Origin of the sequence: Streptomyces sp. NPDC056580, assembly GCF_042793175.1 — a bacterium.
Lineage (GTDB): Bacteria > Actinomycetota > Actinomycetes > Streptomycetales > Streptomycetaceae > Streptomyces.
In genome coordinates this window covers 61,743-80,215 of sequence record NZ_JBHTVE010000005.1, presented here as the reverse complement: position 1 = coordinate 80,215, position 18,473 = coordinate 61,743, and the positions used below count along the sequence as shown (strand labels likewise).

General features: G+C 71.5%; 20 protein-coding genes. 12 read left to right on the top strand and 8 right to left on the bottom strand.

All coding sequences use genetic code 11. The annotated features are described in order from the left end of the window. Positions 1-329: 329 nt before the first annotated feature. Both ACFQ9Z_RS11715 and ACFQ9Z_RS11710 read right to left on the bottom strand, forming a co-directional pair. Positions 330-845 carry a DUF4232 domain-containing protein gene (locus tag ACFQ9Z_RS11715; protein WP_383014707.1) on the bottom strand — a complete coding sequence of 172 codons (516 nt, stop codon included), beginning with the start codon at positions 843-845 and terminating at the stop codon, positions 330-332. Positions 846-926: 81 nt separating this feature from the next. Further along, positions 927-1,412 (bottom strand): hypothetical protein, encoded by a 486-nt coding sequence (locus tag ACFQ9Z_RS11710; RefSeq protein WP_383014703.1) that lies wholly within the window; start codon positions 1,410-1,412, stop codon positions 927-929. A 216-nt stretch (positions 1,413-1,628) separates the two neighbouring features. Between ACFQ9Z_RS11710 and ACFQ9Z_RS11705 the strand changes: the two genes are divergently transcribed. The 4 genes from ACFQ9Z_RS11705 (at position 1,629) to ACFQ9Z_RS11690 (ending at position 3,316) form a co-directional block, all read left to right on the top strand. Beyond that, entirely contained in the window at positions 1,629-2,003 is a 375-nt protein-coding gene (locus tag ACFQ9Z_RS11705) for a VOC family protein (RefSeq protein ID WP_383014700.1), read from the top strand. A gap of 78 nt (positions 2,004-2,081) precedes the next feature. Beyond that, positions 2,082-2,429, top strand: a complete 348-nt coding sequence (locus tag ACFQ9Z_RS11700; protein WP_383014697.1) for an ArsR/SmtB family transcription factor — start codon at positions 2,082-2,084, stop codon at positions 2,427-2,429. Continuing rightward, positions 2,426-2,899, top strand: a complete 474-nt coding sequence (locus tag ACFQ9Z_RS11695; RefSeq protein ID WP_383014694.1) for an SRPBCC domain-containing protein — start codon at positions 2,426-2,428, stop codon at positions 2,897-2,899. The genes ACFQ9Z_RS11700 and ACFQ9Z_RS11695 overlap by 4 nt, the downstream gene beginning before the upstream one ends. Before the next feature lie 147 nt (positions 2,900-3,046). Continuing rightward, entirely contained in the window at positions 3,047-3,316 is a 270-nt protein-coding gene (locus ACFQ9Z_RS11690; RefSeq protein ID WP_143629626.1) for a DUF397 domain-containing protein, read from the top strand. A gap of 79 nt (positions 3,317-3,395) precedes the next feature. On the opposite strand, the gene ACFQ9Z_RS11685 is transcribed toward ACFQ9Z_RS11690, so the two are convergent. After that, positions 3,396-3,944: an ATP-binding protein gene (locus ACFQ9Z_RS11685; RefSeq protein ID WP_383014690.1), complete on the bottom strand. Its 549-nt coding sequence runs from the start codon at positions 3,942-3,944 to the stop codon at positions 3,396-3,398. A gap of 333 nt (positions 3,945-4,277) precedes the next feature. Between ACFQ9Z_RS11685 and ACFQ9Z_RS11680 the strand changes: the two genes are divergently transcribed. The 4 genes from ACFQ9Z_RS11680 to ACFQ9Z_RS11665 all read left to right on the top strand — a co-directional run bounded on the left by ACFQ9Z_RS11680 (position 4,278) and on the right by ACFQ9Z_RS11665 (position 7,949). Beyond that, positions 4,278-5,102 (top strand): helix-turn-helix domain-containing protein, encoded by an 825-nt coding sequence (locus ACFQ9Z_RS11680; RefSeq protein WP_383015800.1) that lies wholly within the window; start codon positions 4,278-4,280, stop codon positions 5,100-5,102. A 68-nt stretch (positions 5,103-5,170) separates the two neighbouring features. Then, positions 5,171-6,631 (top strand): aldehyde dehydrogenase family protein, encoded by a 1,461-nt coding sequence (locus ACFQ9Z_RS11675; RefSeq protein WP_383014687.1) that lies wholly within the window; start codon positions 5,171-5,173, stop codon positions 6,629-6,631. A gap of 113 nt (positions 6,632-6,744) precedes the next feature. Continuing rightward, positions 6,745-7,284 carry a DinB family protein gene (locus ACFQ9Z_RS11670; RefSeq protein ID WP_383014684.1) on the top strand — a complete coding sequence of 180 codons (540 nt, stop codon included), beginning with the start codon at positions 6,745-6,747 and terminating at the stop codon, positions 7,282-7,284. Between the two features lie 23 nt (positions 7,285-7,307). Then, positions 7,308-7,949, top strand: coding sequence for a PadR family transcriptional regulator (locus ACFQ9Z_RS11665; protein ID WP_383014681.1), 642 nt, complete (start codon positions 7,308-7,310; stop codon positions 7,947-7,949). Between the two features lie 55 nt (positions 7,950-8,004). Here ACFQ9Z_RS11665 and ACFQ9Z_RS11660 read toward each other — a convergent pair whose 3' ends face one another. Both ACFQ9Z_RS11660 and ACFQ9Z_RS11655 read right to left on the bottom strand, forming a co-directional pair. Beyond that, a complete protein-coding gene (locus ACFQ9Z_RS11660) occupies positions 8,005-9,408 on the bottom strand; it encodes a glutamate decarboxylase (protein WP_383014678.1) in 1,404 nt (467 codons plus the stop codon). A gap of 26 nt (positions 9,409-9,434) precedes the next feature. Further along, entirely contained in the window at positions 9,435-10,721 is a 1,287-nt protein-coding gene (locus ACFQ9Z_RS11655; protein ID WP_383014675.1) for an ion channel protein, read from the bottom strand. A 112-nt stretch (positions 10,722-10,833) separates the two neighbouring features. On the opposite strand from ACFQ9Z_RS11655, the gene ACFQ9Z_RS11650 reads away from it, so the two are divergent. Beyond that, positions 10,834-11,595, top strand: a complete 762-nt coding sequence (locus ACFQ9Z_RS11650) for a MerR family transcriptional regulator (protein ID WP_383014672.1) — start codon at positions 10,834-10,836, stop codon at positions 11,593-11,595. Positions 11,596-11,612: 17 nt separating this feature from the next. Here ACFQ9Z_RS11650 and ACFQ9Z_RS11645 read toward each other — a convergent pair whose 3' ends face one another. Beyond that, entirely contained in the window at positions 11,613-11,978 is a 366-nt protein-coding gene (locus ACFQ9Z_RS11645) for a YbjQ family protein (protein WP_143629605.1), read from the bottom strand. A 141-nt stretch (positions 11,979-12,119) separates the two neighbouring features. Here ACFQ9Z_RS11645 and ACFQ9Z_RS11640 point away from each other — a divergent pair, with 141 nt between their 5' ends. Next, a complete protein-coding gene (locus ACFQ9Z_RS11640; RefSeq protein ID WP_383014667.1) occupies positions 12,120-13,160 on the top strand; it encodes a DedA family protein in 1,041 nt (346 codons plus the stop codon). A gap of 4 nt (positions 13,161-13,164) precedes the next feature. Here ACFQ9Z_RS11640 and ACFQ9Z_RS11635 read toward each other — a convergent pair whose 3' ends face one another. Both ACFQ9Z_RS11635 and ACFQ9Z_RS11630 read right to left on the bottom strand, forming a co-directional pair. Beyond that, on the bottom strand, positions 13,165-14,829 hold the full coding sequence (locus ACFQ9Z_RS11635; protein ID WP_383014664.1) for a threonine/serine exporter ThrE family protein: 1,665 nt from the start codon (positions 14,827-14,829) through the stop codon (positions 13,165-13,167). 114 nt (positions 14,830-14,943) lie between these two features. After that, complete coding sequence (locus ACFQ9Z_RS11630) at positions 14,944-15,435, bottom strand: inorganic diphosphatase (protein ID WP_143630420.1); 492 nt, start codon at positions 15,433-15,435, stop codon at positions 14,944-14,946. 124 nt (positions 15,436-15,559) lie between these two features. On the opposite strand from ACFQ9Z_RS11630, the gene dacB reads away from it, so the two are divergent. Both dacB and ACFQ9Z_RS11620 read left to right on the top strand, forming a co-directional pair. Continuing rightward, positions 15,560-17,116, top strand: coding sequence for a D-alanyl-D-alanine carboxypeptidase/D-alanyl-D-alanine-endopeptidase (gene dacB, locus ACFQ9Z_RS11625; RefSeq protein WP_383014661.1), 1,557 nt, complete (start codon positions 15,560-15,562; stop codon positions 17,114-17,116). An 89-nt stretch (positions 17,117-17,205) separates the two neighbouring features. After that, positions 17,206-18,339, top strand: coding sequence for a zinc-dependent metalloprotease (locus tag ACFQ9Z_RS11620; protein ID WP_383014658.1), 1,134 nt, complete (start codon positions 17,206-17,208; stop codon positions 18,337-18,339). Positions 18,340-18,473: the final 134 nt, after the last annotated feature.

The window sequence follows — 18,473 nt, the reverse complement described above, 5'->3', positions numbered from 1 at the left end:
GGCCGGGCGCGGCGCGAGCCGCTGCGTCCCACCTGGCGACGGGTGCGCTGCCTGACGGCCGGCTTCCGGCCTGACGGCGGGTGCGCCGCCCGACGGACGGACGCGGCGCGGGCCGCTGCCTCCCGCCGGATGGCCGGCGTCCCACCCGGCGGCCGGTGCGCTGCCTGAAGGCCGGCGCCCGACCTGACGGCCGGTGCGCCGCCCGACGGACGGACGCGGCCCGGGCCGCTGCCTCCCACCCGACTGCCGGCGTCCCACCCCACGGCCGTGCGTCCCACCCGACGGCCGGCCCGACGCCCGGCTCGGCAGCCCCCCGCTCCCGCCTGCCGTCAGTCCCCGACCTGCTGGAAGGCGCTGACGGAGGCGTCCGGGGTGTCACCGGAGCCCTTGGTCGCGACGGGTCCGTAGGACCACGGGAAGCTGCGGGTGGTGTCCGTGCCCGGCAGGCCGATCTTCACGGACTTGGCGTTCAGACCGGCCTTGCCGCCCGCCCCGCCGCGCACGTAGGTGATGGTGAAGGTCGCCGAGTCGCCCTTGGCGAGCTTCAGCTTCTGCGCCTTCGCCCCCTCCTGCACGGGCAGTTTCACCTCGCCGCCGCCCGTGCTCAGCGTGACACCGGGGAAGTGGTCCAGCGTGCAGGGCGCGCTCTGGTTGGTGATGCTGACGGGGACCTCGCCGGTGTCCCCGGCGGACGGGGCCACGCTGGCCGACCCGATCTGCACCGAGACCCCGCCGATCTCGCAGGCGGAGCCGCTCTTGCCGTTCTTGCCACCGCCGCCGTCGTCACAGGCGGTCAGCAGGAGGGCGGCGGTGAGGGCGGTGACGGTGAGCGGAATGGCGCGCATGAGCTGGTCCCATCGAGGTCGTGACGGTCTCCTCGCATCATGGCGGCTGCGCCGGAGCCGCGCTCACCCACCCCGCCCAATTCACCGCTTCAGGGTGGTCGGCATCCCCGAGGGCAGCTTGCCGCCCTCGGCCTTGGTGTACGTCTCCTGGCCGACCTTGCCCGACCAGGTCACCTTCAGGGCGTCCTTCGTCACCGAGTCGACCATGCCGGTGACCCGGTCCTCGTTGCCGTCCGTGCACGTCAGGTGGATCATCCGCATGCCCGACTCGGCGCCGGCGGTGCCGCTGCACACGGATCCGCCCGTCACGAAGAGCCCGGCCCGCTTGCCGGTGATCACCAGAGCCAAGATCGAACCCTTGCCGGTGGCGACCCAGCTGCCCTGGAGCTCGGCGGAAGCGCCCGTGACGGCGCCCGTGGAGCCGCTCGCGGACTCCGTGGGGGCCGTCGGCGCCGGGGCCGGTGAGGAGTCGTGGTCGGCGCCGCCGCTGCACGCGGTCAGCGCCAGTACGCCCACCAGGCCCGCCGCCGCGGCCGCCGTCCGCACCCTTGCAGTCGCCGTAGTCACGTCAAGCTCCCAAGCTGTAGCGAACCGGCCGCCCCGGGCGCGGTCGTCCCGCCGGGGGACGACGCCTCCGGACCGGAGGGACCGCAGCAAGTTACCAGCCGTTACCCGCGCACTTCCGGACGCCGTGCGGAAATCTCCCGCACGGCCGGCCGGGCGGCACAGGTAGGGAACGCCCTACGGTTGACGCGTAGGGAAATGCCTACCTATTCTCGCCGCATGACCATCACGCACGCTTCCTTCGTCACCCTCCCCGTCTCCGACCAGGACCGCGCCCTGCGCTTCTACCGCGACGTCCTCGGCATGGAGGTCACCGCCGACCGGCAACTGCCCCAGGGCCGCTGGCTGCAGGTGGCTCCCCGCGGCGCGCAGACGGTGTTCACGCTCTCCGGGCCGGGGATGGGCGGTTTCACGCCCGGCTCCGCGCGCGGGATCATGTTGGTCACGACCGATGTCGACGCGGACTGCGCCCGGCTCGCCACTGCCGGAACCCCCGTGCAGGGGCCGGACGAACTCCCCTGGGGGCGCATGGCCTCCTTCGCGGACCCCGACGGCAACGGCCTGATGCTGCTGACGGAGAAGGAAGGCTTCTGACGCCCATGATCCGGACCGCCCCGTGAACCGGGACCGACCGCACCGTGCACCGGACCGCCCCGTGAATCCGGCCGCGGCATGACCGGGACGGGTACCGCCGCCGAGGACCGGGTCTTCGCCGCACTCGCCAACGCCACCCGCCGTGAGGTGCTGCGGCTGCTGCGCGAGCGCGGTCCGCAGGCCGTTCAGGCGCTGGCCGACCACTTCGACATGCGCCGCCCGAGCCTCTCCGAGCACCTCAAGGTGCTGCGGGACGCCGGCCTCGTGTCGGAGCAGCGCTCGGGCCGGCAGCGCATCTACCGTCTGGAGGCGGCTCCGCTCGCCGACGTGCAGGACTGGCTCCATCCGTACGAGCGGTTCTGGCGTGACCGCCTGAGGGATCTCGGCGATCTGCTCGACCGCATGCCCGACGATGAGCGTCCATGAGCACCGCGCCGCCCGATGACGCCGACGACCTCACCACCGTCCGCGTCGACCGGTTCTTCCCGCATCCGCCCGCCAAGGTCTGGCGCGCCCTGACCGAACCCGGTCTGCTGGCCCGCTGGCAGATGCCCGGCGCCGAGGACTTCCGGCTCGAGGTCGGCCACCGGTACCGGATGACCTCGGTCGCGCGCCCGGGCGCCCGCTTCTCCGGTGTCGTCGAAGCGCGGGTCCTCGCCTTCGTCCCCGAGCGGATGCTGTCCCTGCGCTGGGCCGACGCGGATCCCGCCGGTCCCACGGACTGGACCATCACCTGGACCCTGGAACAGGAAGGGCGCGGTACGCGTCTGTTCCTAGTGCACGAGGGATTCGATCCGGACGACCCTGCGCAGATGATGGCGCGGAAGATCATGAACGGGGGCTGGACCCGGCATGTACTGCCGTCTCTCGGACAGACGCTGGAACGGCTTCGGTAAAGCGGACGTCAAAGCTGTAACCGCGGCAACACCCCCCGTGCACGTGCATCCGCTCATGCATCTGCACATGAACGCAGCTATGATCCGGACCAGTTGACCAAGACATCCATGGCCACATCAGCCAAGTGCACCACCGGGGAGCGACCTGTGGACCGCGACGTTGACGGCGTGTACGGGGGGTTCGACGTGTACAACGGCATGGCTGCGACGCAGCTTGACGGAGTGGCCTGGCAGAAGAGCAGGCACAGCAACTCGCAGGGTTCCTGCGTGGAGTTCGCGCGATTGCCCGGCGGAGACGTGGCGGTGCGCAACTCCCGCTTCCCGGACGGGCCCGCGCTCGTCTACACGCGCGCGGAGATCGAGGCGATGCTCCTCGGCGTCAAGGACGGTGAGTTCGACCACCTCATAGCCGGCTGAAACGACTCAGCGGCCGTCGTGGCGCGGACCACCGGGTGTACGCGCGTAGACACCCGGCGTGACTCGCCCCTGTGTCGCCTCAGCCGGACGTCTGGAGCCGGAACAGCGCCCAGACGACCTTGCCGTCGAGCGCGCCCGCGAGCGGGTGCCAGCCCCAGCCGTCGGCGAAGGAGTCGACCAGGAACAGGCCCCGGCCCGACTCCGCCGCGAAGTCGTCCGAGTCGCGCGGCGCCGGTGTCTCGTCGCTGGGGTCGCGCACCGCGCACACCAGCCGCTCGGTCCAGCGCAGCAGGTGCAGCCGCACGGCGGGCGCCTGCTGCGGGCAGCCGGCGTCGGCCGGGCCGGCGGGCGCGCATTGCCGCGTCTCCCCGGACGGACGCTGGTGCGGGATGGGCAGGCCGTGCCGCAGGGCGTTGGTGACGAGTTCGGAGACGACGAGGCATATGTCGTCGAAGCGGTCGCCCACGTCCCACTGGTCCAGAGTGCGGCGGGTGAAGCGCCGGGCCTCGCCCACCGCCTCGAAACGGGCCGGCAGGGCGCAGGAGGCGGCATCGGAGACGGCTGCCGGGTCCAACGGCGGAAGGCCCTGCCGTAACGGCTTGAGCATGGTCGATCCATTCGTCCCCATGCGAGGCACTCCCGGAATTCGCGGTCGTAGCGATGCAGCGGTGGCGCGGCACCATGGTTTCGGATGGGACAGGCAGATGCAAGGGCAGATGCACGTGCACGTGACCGAAATGATCCTTCCCGTACCGCTTCTTGGCCATTTTTTCCGCCACATTGGACCATGCCACTGTCAGAGGTACCTACCTCTGCCTGCGGGAAACGGCTGACCTCTTTCCGTTTCCGTAACCGGGTGAGTACTGCTCGAAGTGTTTTAGTGGCAGACTGCGGCCCCTGAAGACGGTTGGGGAGGCTGGCGAACGTGAGCGCGGGAGAGCCCGGATCGGTGGTGCGGCGCATGCTGCTCGGCTCGCAACTCAGGCGGCTGCGTGAAGCACGGGGGATCACGCGCGAGGCGGCGGGTTACTCGATCCGCGCGTCCGAGTCGAAGATCAGCCGGATGGAGTTGGGCCGGGTGAGCTTCAAGACCAGAGACGTCGAGGATCTGCTGACGCTGTACGGCATCAGTGACGAGGTGGAGCGCGAGTCGCTGCTCTCCCTCGCCCGGGAGGCCAACGTGGCGGGCTGGTGGCACAGTTACACCGACGTACTGCCGAGCTGGTTCCCCACCTACGTGGGCCTGGAGGGCGCCGCCTCGCTGATCCGGGTGTACGAGGTGCAGTTCGTGCACGGCCTGCTGCAGACCGAGGAGTACGCCCGCGCGGTGGTCAGGCGCGGCATGAAGGGCGCGAGCCCGGCCGACGTCGAGCGGCGGGTCGCGCTGCGCCTGGAGCGGCAGAAGCACCTGCTCGCGGACAACGCCCCCGAGTTCCACATCGTCCTGGACGAGGCCGCCCTGCGCCGGCCTTACGGTGACCGTGACGTGATGCGCGGCCAGCTCCAGCACCTGATCGACGTCTCCGAGCGCCCCAACGTCCGGCTTCAGGTGATGCCGTTCAGCTTCGGCGGGCATTCCGGCGAGAGCGGCGCCTTCACCATCCTCAGCTTCCCCGACGCCGACCTGTCCGACGTGGTCTACCTGGAGCAGCTCACCAGCGCCCTGTACCTCGACAAGCGCGAGGACGTCGCCCAGTACGAGCAGGCGCTGAAGGAGCTCCAGCAGGACAGCCCGGGTCCGGACGAGAGCCGGGATCTTCTCCGGGGTCTCCGCCAACTCACTTGAAACGCAAGTACGATGACGTGTGATCAGACCGTGACGTCGTTCCTGTCTGCTACCGATTGAGGGATCACATGCCGTCCTATTTCAGCGACCTGGCCCAGCAGTACATCGACGGTGAATGGCGCCAGGGCAGCGGTTCCTGGGACGTCATCGACTTCAACCCGTACGACGACGAGAAGCTTGCCTCGATCACCATCGCGACGGTCGACGAGGTCGACCAGGCCTATCGGAGCGCCGCCCGCGCCCAGAAGCAGTGGGCCGCGACCAACCCGTACGCGCGCCGCACGGTGTTCGAGCGGGCGCTGCGGCTGATCGAGGAGCGCGAGCAGGAGATAGCCGACCTGATCGTCGCTGAGCTGGGCGGCACCCGTGTGAAGGCCGGCTTCGAGCTGCACCTGGTCAAGGAGTTCCTGCGCGAGTCGGTCAACCTGGCGCTGCGCCCCGAGGGCCGGATCCTGCCCTCCCCGGCCGACGGCAAGGAGAACCGCGTCTACCGGGTGCCGGTGGGCGTGGTGGGCGTGATCAGCCCGTTCAACTTCCCGTTCCTGCTGTCGGTCAAGTCCGTGGCCCCGGCCCTCGCGCTCGGCAACGGCGTGGTGCTCAAGCCGCACCAGAACACCCCGATCGCGGGCGGCACCCTGGTCGCGAAGATCTTCGAGGAGGCGGGGCTGCCGGGCGGCCTGCTCAACGTCGTCGTCACCGACATAGCCGAGATCGGCGACGCCTTCATCGAGCACCCGATCCCCAAGGTCATCTCCTTCACCGGTTCCGACAAGGTGGGCCGGCACGTCGCCACCGTCTGCGCCTCCCACTTCAAGCGCGCCGTGCTCGAACTGGGCGGCAACAGCGCGCTGGTGGTCCTGGACGACGCCGACCTCGACTACGCGGTGGACGCGGCGGTCTTCAGCCGCTTCGTCCACCAGGGGCAGGTATGCATGGCGGCGAACCGGGTCCTCGTGGACCGCTCGGTGGCCGAGGAGTTCACCGAGAAGTTCGTCGCGAAGGTCCGGACGCTGAGGACCGGCGACCCGCGCGACCCGCAGACCGTCATCGGCCCGGTGATCAACTCCCAGCAGGCGAGCGCCCTCTCGGGCGTGGTCGAGCAGGCCCTCGCCGAGGGCGCCACCGCCCTGGTGCACGGCACCACCACGGGCAACCTGGTCGAGCCCAGCGTGCTCACCGGCGTCCCCGCCGGCTCCGCCCTGCTGCAGCAGGAGGTCTTCGGCCCGGTCGTCTTCCTCGTCCCCTTCGACGGCGAGGAGGAGGCGGTCCGGATCGTCAACGACACCCCCTACGGTCTCAGCGGCGCCGTCCACACGGGCGACATCGAGCGCGGTGTCGCCTTCGCCAAGCGGATCGACACCGGCATGTTCCACGTGAACGACGGCACCGTGCACGACGAGCCGCTGGTGCCGTTCGGCGGCGAGAAGCACTCCGGCCTCGGCCGGCTGAACGGCGAGACGACGGTCGAGGCCTTCACCACGGTCAAGTGGATCTCGGTGCAGCACGGCCGCAGCGGCTTCCCCTTCTAGCGGTTCGCGGGCTCTTTCCCGCGCGTGCCGGGCCCTTGCGGACAGAAGCTGACCGCAAGGGCCCGTAGCGTCATCGGTGTCAGGCAAGAGGACCCGATGAAAGGCGGCCGGTCATGGTCACGCATGTGGCGGCGGAGACGCGGGGCGACGAGCGCGGTGCGCTGCTCGCGTTCCTGGAGGAGCAGCGGGGCGGCATCCGCAGGGCGTTGCTGGGGCTGACGGAGGAGCAGGCCCGGTCCCGTCCGAGCGCCAGCGAGCTGTCCCTGGGCGGCCTGCTCAAGCATGTCGCCGAGGTCGAGCAGAGCTGGCTGGCCCGGGCCCGGCAGGAGCCGCCGGCGGTCCACCGCGACCAGTCGAACTGGCACGAGTGCTTCCGGCTGGCCGACGACGAGACGGTGGCCGGACAACTGGCGTACTGGGAGCAGGTCGCCGCCGAGACGGAGAAGTACATCCGTTCCGCGCCGAGCCTGGACGACACCTTCCCGCTGCCGCCCGACCCCTGGTTCCCGCCGGAGGGCCGTGTCTCCCTGCGCTGGCTGTGCCTGCACCTGATCCGCGAGACCGCCCGGCACGCCGGGCACGCCGACATCATCCGGGAGTCCCTGGACGGGAAGACCGCCTTCGAGCTGGTGGCCCTGGAGCAGCGGGGCTGAGCCGCGGCAATAACCTGGACGGCATGTCAGCGATCCGTCTCCTCGTGCTGGGCGCGGTCCGTCAGCACGGGCGGGCCCACGGCTACCAGGTCCGGGGCGACCTGGAGTACTGGGGCGCGCACGAGTGGTCCAACGCCAAGCCGGGCTCGATCTACCACGCCCTGAAGCAGCTCGCGAAGCAGGGACTGCTGCACGCGCACGAGGTCGCCCCGTCCACCGCGGGCGGCCCGCCGCGCACCGAGTACGAGATCACCGGCCCGGGCGAGACGGAGTTCTTCCGGCTGCTGCGCGAAGCCCTGGTCTCCTACGGCCAGAAGACGGACGTCCAGTCGGCCGCCATCGGCTTCCTGGTCGAACTGGACCGGGCCGAGGCGCTGGACCTGCTCCGGGAGCGGATCCGGCGCATCGGCCAGTGGCGGTCGGCCGTCACCGGGCGCTACATCCCCGAGGACGGCCCCGCCCGGCTCGGCCACATCGGCGAGATCATGAACCTCTGGCTGCACACGGCCGACTCCGACGCCGCCTGGACGCAGGGACTCGTCGACCGCCTGGCGGCCGGCGCGTACACCTTCGCGGGGGAGGGCGAGCCGTTCGTGGGCGTCCTCGCCGAGGGCCAGGAGAACCCGTACGCGACGGGGGAGCGACATCCGGAGGACGACCGCTGATCCGGCCTGATCCGGCCTGATCGAGCCTGATCGCGTCTGATCCGGGCGAAAGACCCTAGTGGTGGAAGCTGGTGGCCGCGTCCCGGTCCTTGGTGAGCGGATGCGGCTGGCGGCGCAGGTCCGGCAGCAGGCGGGCGAGGTCGTCCAAGAACAGGTCCGCGAGGTCGTGGGAGAAGCCGTTGCGGCACACGACCCGCAGCACCGCCAGGTCCTCGCGGTTCGGCGGGAAGGTGTAGGCGGGCAGCAGCCAGCCGTGCTCGCGCATCCGCCGGGAGACGTCGAAGACGTCATAGGGCAGGTCGCCGCGGGTGGTGAAGGCGAACACCGGCAGTTCGTCCCCGCGGGTGAGCAGCCGGAAGTCGCCGAGCGCCTCGATCTTCCCGGCCAGGGTCCGCGCCACGTCCCGCGTGGTCTGCTGCACCGCCCGGTAGCCGTCGCGGCCCAGCCGCAGGAACGTGTAGTACTGCGCGACCACCTGGGCGCCGGGGCGGGAGAAGTTCAGGGCGAACGTCGGCATCTCGCCGCCCAGGTAGTTCACCCGGAAGACGAGTTCCTCGGGCAGCGCCTCCTTGTCCCGCCACAGGGCCCAGCCGACGCCCGGGTAGACCAGGCCGTACTTGTGCCCGGAGGTGTTGATCGACGCCACGCGCGGCAGCCGGAAGTCCCACACCATGTTTTCGTCGAGGAAGGGGGCGATCATCGCGCCGGAGGCGCCGTCCACGTGGACCGGGACGTCCAGCCCGGTGCGCTCCTGGAGGCCGTCGAGGGCGGCGCACAGCTCCGCGATCGGCTCGTAGGAGCCGTCGAACGTGGAGCCGAGGATGCCGACGACACCGATGGTGTTCTCGTCGCACAGCTCGGCCGCGGCCTGCGGGTCCAGGTGGAACCGGTCGCCCTCCATAGGCACCAGCCGGGCCTCCACCTCCCAGAAGTTGCAGAACTTCTCCCAGCACACCTGGACGTTGACGCCCATGACCAGGTTCGGGCGCGCTCCCGGGTAGCGGTCGGCGTTGCGCCGCGCCCAGCGGCGCTTGAACGCCATCCCGGCCAGCATGCAGGCCTCGCTGGAGCCCGTGGTCGAACAGCCCACCGCGGCCGCCGGGTCCGGGGCGTTCCACAGGTCGGCGAGCATCGCCACACACCGTCGCTCCAGCTCGGCCGTGCGCGGGTACTCGTCCTTGTCGATCATGTTCTTGTCGCGGCACTCACTCATCAGCACCCCGGCCTGCGGCTCCATCCAGGTGGTGACGAAGGTGGCCAGGTTGAGCCGCGAGTTGCCGTCCAGCATCAGCTCGTCGTGCACGAGCTGGTACGCCGTGGACGGCGGCAGCGGGGTGTCGGGGAGCTGGTGCCTGGGCGGCGCCTCGGTCATCCCGCCGACCGGGTTGGCCTCGCCGTAGAACGGGTTGACCGACAGCAGGTGCTCCTTGTGCTTCTCCGTGCCTTTGTGCAGGGCCATGAGGTGTCTCCAGACGGGGAACGGGGTCAGCGGACGGGGGCGCCGTCAGGGCGCAACTGCATCTGCTGCCGCCCGGTCACCAGCAGCCAGGCCGGCAGCGAGGCGATGCAGAGCACGGCGATGATGACGGGCGAGGCCACCAGGACGGCGGCCGTGAACAGGCTCACCCAGCCCTGCCGGGTGATCGCCAGGAGTATGCCCAGCACGCTCGTGGGCACGCTCAGCGCCGTGGGCACGGCCGGGACGAGCGCGTGGGCGCACAGGCCGAGCGCGGCGCCGACGAAGACGGAGGGGAAGATCCGGCCGCCCCGGAAACCGCAGGAGGCCGCGACCACCAGTGCCGCCAGTTTCACCACGGCCATCGTGGCGAACTGCCCCGCCGTCCAGCCGGTCGGATCGTGTGCCAGCTCGCCCATCTCCGACAGGCCCTTGAAGAGGGTCAGATGACCGCCCAGTGCGGCCAGGACGCCGAGCACGAAGCCGCCCGCCGGAAGCATCAGCATCGGGTGCCGCAACCGCTGGAAGGCCGCGTGGACGCAGGGGAAGGCGCGTACGGCGCACATGCCGAGCAGCGCGGCCACCGAGGCGAGCACCAGGGCCGCCAGCAGATCCTGCCAGCGCGGGTGGCCCAGGGGCGGCAGGCCGAGGTCGAAGGCCGGGCGGTAGAGCAGCGAGGTGGTCAGCGCCCCGACCGCCGCCGCGGTCAGCGGCGCGAACAGGTTGTCCCACAGCAGCCCCCTGGCCGGGCGCCCGGCCAGCGCCTCGGAGATCACCAGGGCGGCTGCCACCGGGGTGCCGAACAGCGCCCCGATCGTCGCCGCCTCCGCCAGCATCGGCCACAGCGAGCCCGGCATCCGGGCCAGGAGACGGCCGCCCAGCCAGGCCGCCAGGCCGACGTTCACGGCGATGATCGGGTTCTCCGGGCCGAGGCTCGGGCCGCCCGCCAGCATCAGGCCGGTCGCCAGGAGCAGACCCGGCAGCACGACGGGCGGCAGCCGCGGGGCGTCAAGGCCGGTGGTCGCCGGGTCCGGCCCGGCGTGACCGGGCACCTTCCAGACGACCAGCCCGACGGCGAGGCCGGTCGCCACCAGCATGACGAACATCCACAGCACCGAGTAGCGGCCGATCCCCAGCGCTTCCGGCAGCGGCCCCCACAGCACGCGCTGGAGCCGCTCCGCCGCCGCGCTCAGTCCCACGTAGACGAGGCTGGCGGCCACCCCGACGGCGACGGCGGGCAGGATCAACGGCAGCAGGGTCCGTGCCGGACCGGCCGGCCGGGGCGAGCGAGCCTCCCGTCGAGTGTCCTGGGTCACGTCGTCACGATAAGCGGACGCGACGGCTCCAACATCCGGAGCGGATCGGGCTTGCACCTCACGCCGCGTGAGGCCGCAACGTGGTGGACGTACCGACGACAAGGAGCGGAAAGTGAGCTACTCCGTGGGACAGGTCGCGGGGTTCGCCGGCATCACGGTGCGCACCCTGCACCACTACGACGAGATCGGCCTGCTGGTGCCCAGCGAGCGCACCCACGCCGGCCACCGGCGTTACAACGACGCCGACCTCGACCGGCTCCAGCAGATCCTGTTCCACCGCGAACTCGGCTTCCCGCTCGACGAGGTCGCGGCCCTGCTCGACGACCCCGGCGTGGACCCGCGCGCGCACCTGCGCCGCCAGCACGACCTGCTGACCGCCCGGATCGAGAAGCTGCAGAAGATGGCCGCGGCCGTGGAGCACGCCATGGAGGCACGCACGATGGGCATCAACCTCACCCCCGAGGAGCGGTTCGAGGTCTTCGGGGACAACGATCCCGAGCAGTACGCCGAGGAGACCGAGCGGCGCTGGGGTGGCACCGCCGCCTACGCCGAGTCGCGGCGCCGCGCCGCCCGCTACACCAAGGACGACTGGCAGCGCATGCGGGCCGAGAACGACGACTGGACCGAGCGCTACGTCGCCCTGATGGCTGCCGGCGGGCAGCCCACGGACGAGGCGGCCATGGACCTGGCCGAGGAGCACCGCCGGCAGATCGGCGCCTGGTACTACGACTGCCCGCACCCCATGCACCGCTGCCTGGGCGCGATGTACGTCGCCGACGAGCGCTTCAAGGCGTACTACGACTCCACGCGGCCCGGTCTCGCCGAACACCTCAGCGCGGCGATCGCCGCCAACGCCGACCGGCACACGGCGTGAGCCCCGGCCCGGGAGGCCTACTCCCGGGCCAGCACGACGGCCGTGCCGTAGGCGCACACCTCCGTGCCCACGTCCGCGGCCTCGGTGACGTCGAAGCGGAACATCAGCACCGCGTTGGCCCCGCGCGCGCGTGCCTGCTCCACCAGCCGCTCCATGGCCTGGTTGCGGGTCTGCACGAGCGTCTTGGTGAGCCCCTTCAGCTCCCCGCCGATCATCGACTTCAGCCCGGCGCCGATCTGGCTGCCGAGATGCCGCGAGCGCACGGTCAGTCCGAAGACCTCGCCGAGCACCTGCCGCACCCGGTAGCCGGGCACGTCGTTCGTCGTCACCACCAGCACGTCCGGCTGGGGCCCCTGGCCGCCGCCGTAGTCGTCGAGTCCCATGAGCCACAGCTTTCTCGCAGTGGCGCCACAGTGCATCCTGGAGGCACCGGTGGAACCCGGGGCGGTCGCGCCACGTTGGTAGCTTTGTGCGGCCCCCCCATGGACGCCGTAGCCGCCTCACCCCCTCAGGAGCCCGGACCCGTGACGACACTCGCCCTCGGCCCGAGCTGGCTGGACCCCCAGTACCTGCTGGACACCTACAGCATCTGGGGTCTGCTGCTCATCGTCTTCGCCGAGTCAGGCCTGCTCATCGGCTTCTTCCTGCCGGGCGACTCGCTGCTGTTCACCTGTGGTCTGCTGATCACCTCGCACCAGCTCGACTTCCCGCTTTGGGGCGCGATCGGCCTGATCTGCCTGGCCGCGATCCTCGGCGACCAGGCGGGCTACATGTTCGGCAAGAAGGTCGGACCCTCCCTGTTCAACCGTCCGGACTCGCGGCTGTTCAAGCAGGAGAACGTCGCCAAGGCCCACGAGTTCTTCGAGAAGTACGGCCCGAAGTCCCTGGTCCTGGCCCGCTTCGTGCCCATCGTGCGCACGTTCACGCCGATCGTCGCCGGCGTCAGCGGCATGCGGTACCGCTCCTTCCTGGCCTTCAACGTCATCGGCGGCGTCCTGTGGGGGGCGGGCGTCACCCTGCTGGGCTCCTGGCTGGGGCAGCACGACGTCGTCAAGAACAACATCGAGGCGATCCTGATCCTGATCGTCCTCGTGTCGGTGATCCCGATCGTGATCGAGTACCTGCGCGCGCGCAGCAAGAACAACAAGGCCGCGCAGCGGGAGGCGGCCGAGGAACGGCACGCGCAGCAGACCCCGGCGCCCCGGTTCCAGCAGCAGCCGGTCATGGACGACGCGACGACCCGGCTGCGCCGCATCGAGCCCGAGGAGCAGCCCTACCAGCAGCCCTACCGGCAGCAGCCCGGGCACGAGCAGCAGCAGCACTGGGACCAGGGCGGCTACGACCAGGGCCAGTACTACGGCCAGGGGCAGCACCAGCAGCCGCGCCACGGCCAGGACGGCCCCCGCTACGACCCGAACGGCTACGACCCGAACGGCTACGACCCGAACGGCTACGACCGGAACGGGTACGACCACAACGGCTACGACCACAACGGCTACGACCGGAACGGGTACGACCCCAGCCGCCACCCCTACGACAGCCAGGGCGACCACCGCGCCCGCTGAGCCGTCAGAAGCCGCGGGTCCGCTTCGCCGCCCGACGCTTGCCGGCGGAGCCGACCCGCAGGGTCAGCCGGGAGATCTCCGACCCCAGGTTGACCCCGATCGCGATCGCCATCGCCAGGGACGCCGCCTTGGCCAGCGACACCAGCCCCTTGTCGACCTCGTTCTGCGCCATGTTCAGCAGCCCGAAGTAGGTGGCCGAACCCGGCAGCAGCGGACCGATGGCCGCGGTCGTGTACGGCAGCGCCGACGCGAACCGGAACCGGGACAGCAACTGCCCGAACAGCCCCACCAGCCCGGCCGCCACCGCCGTCGAGGCCACCGGTGAGATCCCGCCCGCGTAGTGCATCGCGCCGTACACCGACCAGGCCACGCCCCCGTTGAGCGTGACCGCGAGCACGGTGGACCGCTCCTGCTGCAGCAGCACCGCGAACGTCAGCGACAGCAGCATGGACGCGGCGATCTGCACCAGCGGCCGCTCGGAGATGCCGCCCAGCGCCGCGTCGGGATCCAGCTTGCCGCCCACCTTCACCCCGAAGTACAGGACGACCAGCACCCCGACGACGATGCCGACGAAGAAGTACATGACCTCCAGCAGCCGCGCGGCCGCGGTGATGTAGAAGCCCGTCAGACCGTCCTGCACCCCCGCCACCAGCGCCCGCCCGGGCAGCAGCGCGAACAGCCCACCGGTGACCACCGCGGAGGCGTTCACGCCGATGTGCGTCAGTGAGAACGCCACCCCGATCGCGGCCGGCGGCATCGCCGCCACGGTGAACTGGTAGAACTCCGGCAGCCCGCGTCCCGCGCACAGCCAGGCCAGCCGGTCGCCGAGCATCGCGCCGAGCGCGGCGGCGACGAACACGATCAGATCACCGCCGACCAGCACCGAGGCCGCACCGGCCAGCAGCCCGCTGGCCAGGGTCAGCGCCCAGCCGGGGTACGGGTGCCGGTTGCGGCGGATCTCCGCCAGCCTGCGGTAGGCCTCCTCGAGGGAGACATGGGTCTCCGGGTCGGTCAGGTCGTCCACCAGGTGGAACACGGCCGCGAGCCGGGTGTAGTCGGTGCCGCGCCGCCGTACCGTGCGCGAGGCCGTCACCGGGTCGTCCACCAGCGAGGGCTGGTAGGAGATCGACAGCAGGGTGAAGGTGACGGTCGGCTCGCACCGGTCCAGGCCGTAGGACCGGCACACCGCGAACATCGCGGCCTCCACGTCCTCCGCGCCCTCACCGCCGGCCAGCAGCAGCTCGCCGATACGCAGGGTCAGGTCGAGCACGCGCGGAACCGCGGGGCCCTCGTCCTCGGCCCGCTGCACGGGCTCGGGCGCGGGCCGCTCGGTCACCGGCATGCGCAGCATCGTGCGCATCCGGTCCTGCCACGGCGCGTCCTTGATCAGGCTGACCGCGGGCACGCCCGTCGCCGGGGTGAACGCCACCAGCGAGTCCTTGGCGCTGTAGGTGCGCGGCAGGCTGAAAGCCGACCCCTCCGGCTCGGCACTCGACGGCTGCGGCGCCTGCAGCCCCTCGGGCACCGCGAACTCGGACGTGGTCTCCGACTCGCCGCCGCCCCTGGGGGCCGCCAGCCCCTGGGGGAGGGCGAACTCGGACGTGATCTCCGGGTCGTACGTGGTCCGCGCCTCGTCCGACCGGGGCTTGCGGTCCTCCGCCTCCGTCACCTCGCACCGCTTCCTGAACGACACCTTCCGTGGGCCTCAGTATGCGCACGCCGACGCAAACGGGCCGCGCCACCCCACCAGGGTGCCGCGGCCCGCATCACGCAAACCGGCCGGTCAGTGGCCGCCCTGCTCCTTGAAGCGCTTGTACGACCGCTCGATCTCCGTCTCGGCGTCCGTGCGGCCCACCCAGTTGGCTCCCTCGACCGACTTGCCGGGCTCCAGGTCCTTGTACACCTCGAAGAAGTGCTGGATCTCCAGGCGGTCGAACTCCGACACGTGGTGGATGTCGCGCAGGTGCTCCACACGCGGGTCGGTGGCCGGAACGCACAGCAGCTTGTCGTCGCCGCCCGCCTCGTCCGTCATCCGGAACATGCCGATCGCGCGGCACTTGATCAGGCAGCCCGGGAAGGTCGGCTCGTCAAGAATGACCAGCGCGTCCAGCGGGTCGCCGTCCTCGCCGAGGGTGTTCTCGACGAAGCCGTAGTCGGTCGGGTAGGCGGTCGAGGTGAAGAGACGACGGTCCAGGCGGATCCGACCGGTCTCGTGGTCCACCTCGTACTTGTTGCGCGAACCCTTCGGGATCTCGATCGTGACGTCGAACTCCACCGGTGGCTCCTCCATGATCAACACATAGTTCTGGTGATTAAGTGTCCCTCACGCAGGTGTGTGATCGCGAAAGGGGCTGGTGGTCGTGCCAGAGCAGAGGCCTTGGCGAGCCGCGGGACCGCATGTGCGGCGGTTCGCGAACGCCGTACGACCGCGCCTGGCGCGCGCCGCGACCGCCGCGAAACCGCGGATCGCGCGGCTGGCGAAGGCCGTGCGCCCCGAACTCGCGCACCTCCCCCGCCGGCGCACCGACAGGACCTGGCAGTACACCGCGGTCGCCGCCACCGCCGGGCTGGCGCTGGCCGCCGCGGTGGTGACCGCCGCCGGTCCCTGGGACGCCGACGGTCAGCGTACGGCCGAGCGGGACCGGGCGGCCGCCCTTGAGCGATCAGGTGGCGCAGATCACGGCGGCTCCGGCGCGAACGCCCGGACCCCCCAGGCCGCGCCGAGCGCCGCGGCCGTCCTCGCGGGCCTGGGCGGCACCACCGGCACCGCCGGCACCAAGAAGGCCCCGCCCGGCCGGCAGGCCCTCACGGACGTCCTCGGGCCCCTGCTGGACGTCCCGGCGCTCGGCACCGGCCACGGCGCGGCCGTCGTCGACGTCACCACCGGCACGCGCCTGTACGCCGTCGGAGCCGACCGGGCCCTCACCCCCGCCTCCACCACCAAGATCGCCACCGCGGTCGCGGCGCTGTCCGCCCTCGGCTCCGACCACCGCTTCACCACCCGCGCCGCGCTCGAACCCGACACCGGGGAACTCGTCCTGGTGGGCGGCGGCGATCCCACCCTCACCGCGCGCGCCGCGGCCGGCGACCTGGCGAGCCTGCGCACCCTGGCCGCCGACACCGCCGCCACCCTCGCGAAGCGGGGCATCCACAAGATCACCCTCTCCTACGACACCACCCTCTTCTCCGGCCCCGCCCTCCACCCCATCGGCGTCAACGACAACCTCGCCCCGGTGAGCGCCCTCACGGCTGACGAGGGCCGCACCGACGACTCCACCAGCGGCCCGGCCACCCGCGTGACCGACCCGCCGGCGGACGCCGCCCGCAAGTTCGCCGGCTTCCTCCGCGACGCGGGCGTCGAGACGACGCCCCCCGGGCCCTCCAAGGCCACCGGCCGCGCCGAGACCCTCGCCACCGTCTCCTCGCCCACCCTGGCCACCATCGTCGAGCGCATGCTGACCAACAGCGACAACGACATCGCCGAGACCCTGGCCCGCCAGACCGGCCTCGCGAGCGGCGAGGCGGGCAGCTTCGCCGGCGGCGCCAAGGCCATCGCCACCCAGCTCCGCAAGCTCGGCCTGCCCCTGTCCGGCGCCTCCTTCCACGACGGCAGCGGCCTCGACCGCGAGGACAGACTGACGGCGGACCTCCTCACCGCCCTCCTGGTCAAGGCCGGCGACCCGGCCCGCCCCGGCCTGCGCCCGGTCCTCACCGGGCTCCCCGTCGCCGGCTTCACCGGCACCCTGGCCGACCGCTACACCGACGGCGCGGCCGGCGTCGTACGGGCGAAGACCGGCACGCTCACCGGCGTCAACACCCTGGCCGGCACGGCCGTCGACCGCGACGGCCACCTGCTCGCCTTCGCCTTCCTCGCCTCCGGCACGCCCGGCGCGCAGGAGGCCCAGAGGGCGCTGGACCGGACGGCCACGGCCCTGGCGGGCTGCGGCTGCGGCTGACCCGCCGCCGTCACGGGCCCCGGCGCGGGCGGCCCGGCGACGCCCCCCACGGCCTGCCCGAAATGGGACCGCTCACGTACCGTTGACGCATGACGAGCTTCGGTGGCACCGCATCTCCCGGGATGGTCGACTGGAACCTCGCGGTGGCGACCGCGACGCGGCTCGTACGGCCGGGCCCCGAAGTGAGCCGCGACGAGGCCAGAGACGTCGTCGCGGAACTGCGCCGGCACGCGAAGGCCTCGGAGGAACACGTCCGGGGCTACACCCGGATGGGCACCGAGGGCACCCACGACACCCCCGTCCTGGTCGTCGACCGCCCCGGCTGGGTCCGGGCCAACGTCGCCGGCTTCCGGGAGCTCCTCAAACCCCTTTTGGGCAAGATGCAGGAACGCCGCGGCGGCAACCCGGGCAGCGCCGTCCTCGGCGCCGTCGGCGGCAAGGTCACCGGCGTCGAACTCGGCATGCTGCTGTCCTTCCTCGCCTCCCGCGTCCTCGGCCAGTACGAGACCTTCGCCCCCGCCTCCCGCGACCTGCCCGCCGGGGAGAACGGCGGCGGCCGGCTGCTCCTCGTCGCGCCCAACATCGTCCACGTGGAACGCGAACTCGACGTCGAGCCCCACGACTTCCGGCTCTGGGTCTGTCTGCACGAGGAGACGCACCGCACCCAGTTCACCGCCGTGCCCTGGCTCCGCGACCATCTGGAGGGCGAGATCCAGTCGTTCTTGGCGGAGACCGACGTCGACCCGATGACCGTCCTGGAACGCGTCCGCGAAGCCGCCCAGTCCCTCGCCGGCGGCCGCCCCGAGGGCGAGGAGGAGGACGGCGGGCGCTCCTTCGTGGAACTGGTGCAGACCCCCGCCCAGCGCGAGATCCTCGGCCGCCTCACCGCCGTGATGTCCCTGCTCGAGGGCCACGCCGACTTCGTCATGGACGGCGTCGGCCCCCAGGTCGTGCCGAGCGTCGCCGAGATCCGCGAGAAGTTCCAGCAGCGCCGCGCCAAGGGCGCCTCCCGGCTCGACCTCGCCCTGCGCAAACTGCTCGGCCTGGACGCCAAGCTCCGCCAGTACCGCGACGGCGAGCGCTTCGTGCGCGGCGTCGTCGAACAGGTCGGCATGGACGGCTTCAACCACGTCTGGACCTCGCCCAACACCCTTCCCACCAAGGCTGAGATCGCCAAACCGGCGGACTGGGTCGCACGGGTGCACCGCAAGGCCGAGTCGTGAACCACGCCGCGGAGTCGTGAGACGAATCCGGCCGACGGCAGGCGAACGCCCCTCCAATCACCCGTCCGAGGGACCGTGAGCCATGGGTAGGCGTGCAATGCTCGGGGAACGGCCCGCTTCTGTCACCATCGACA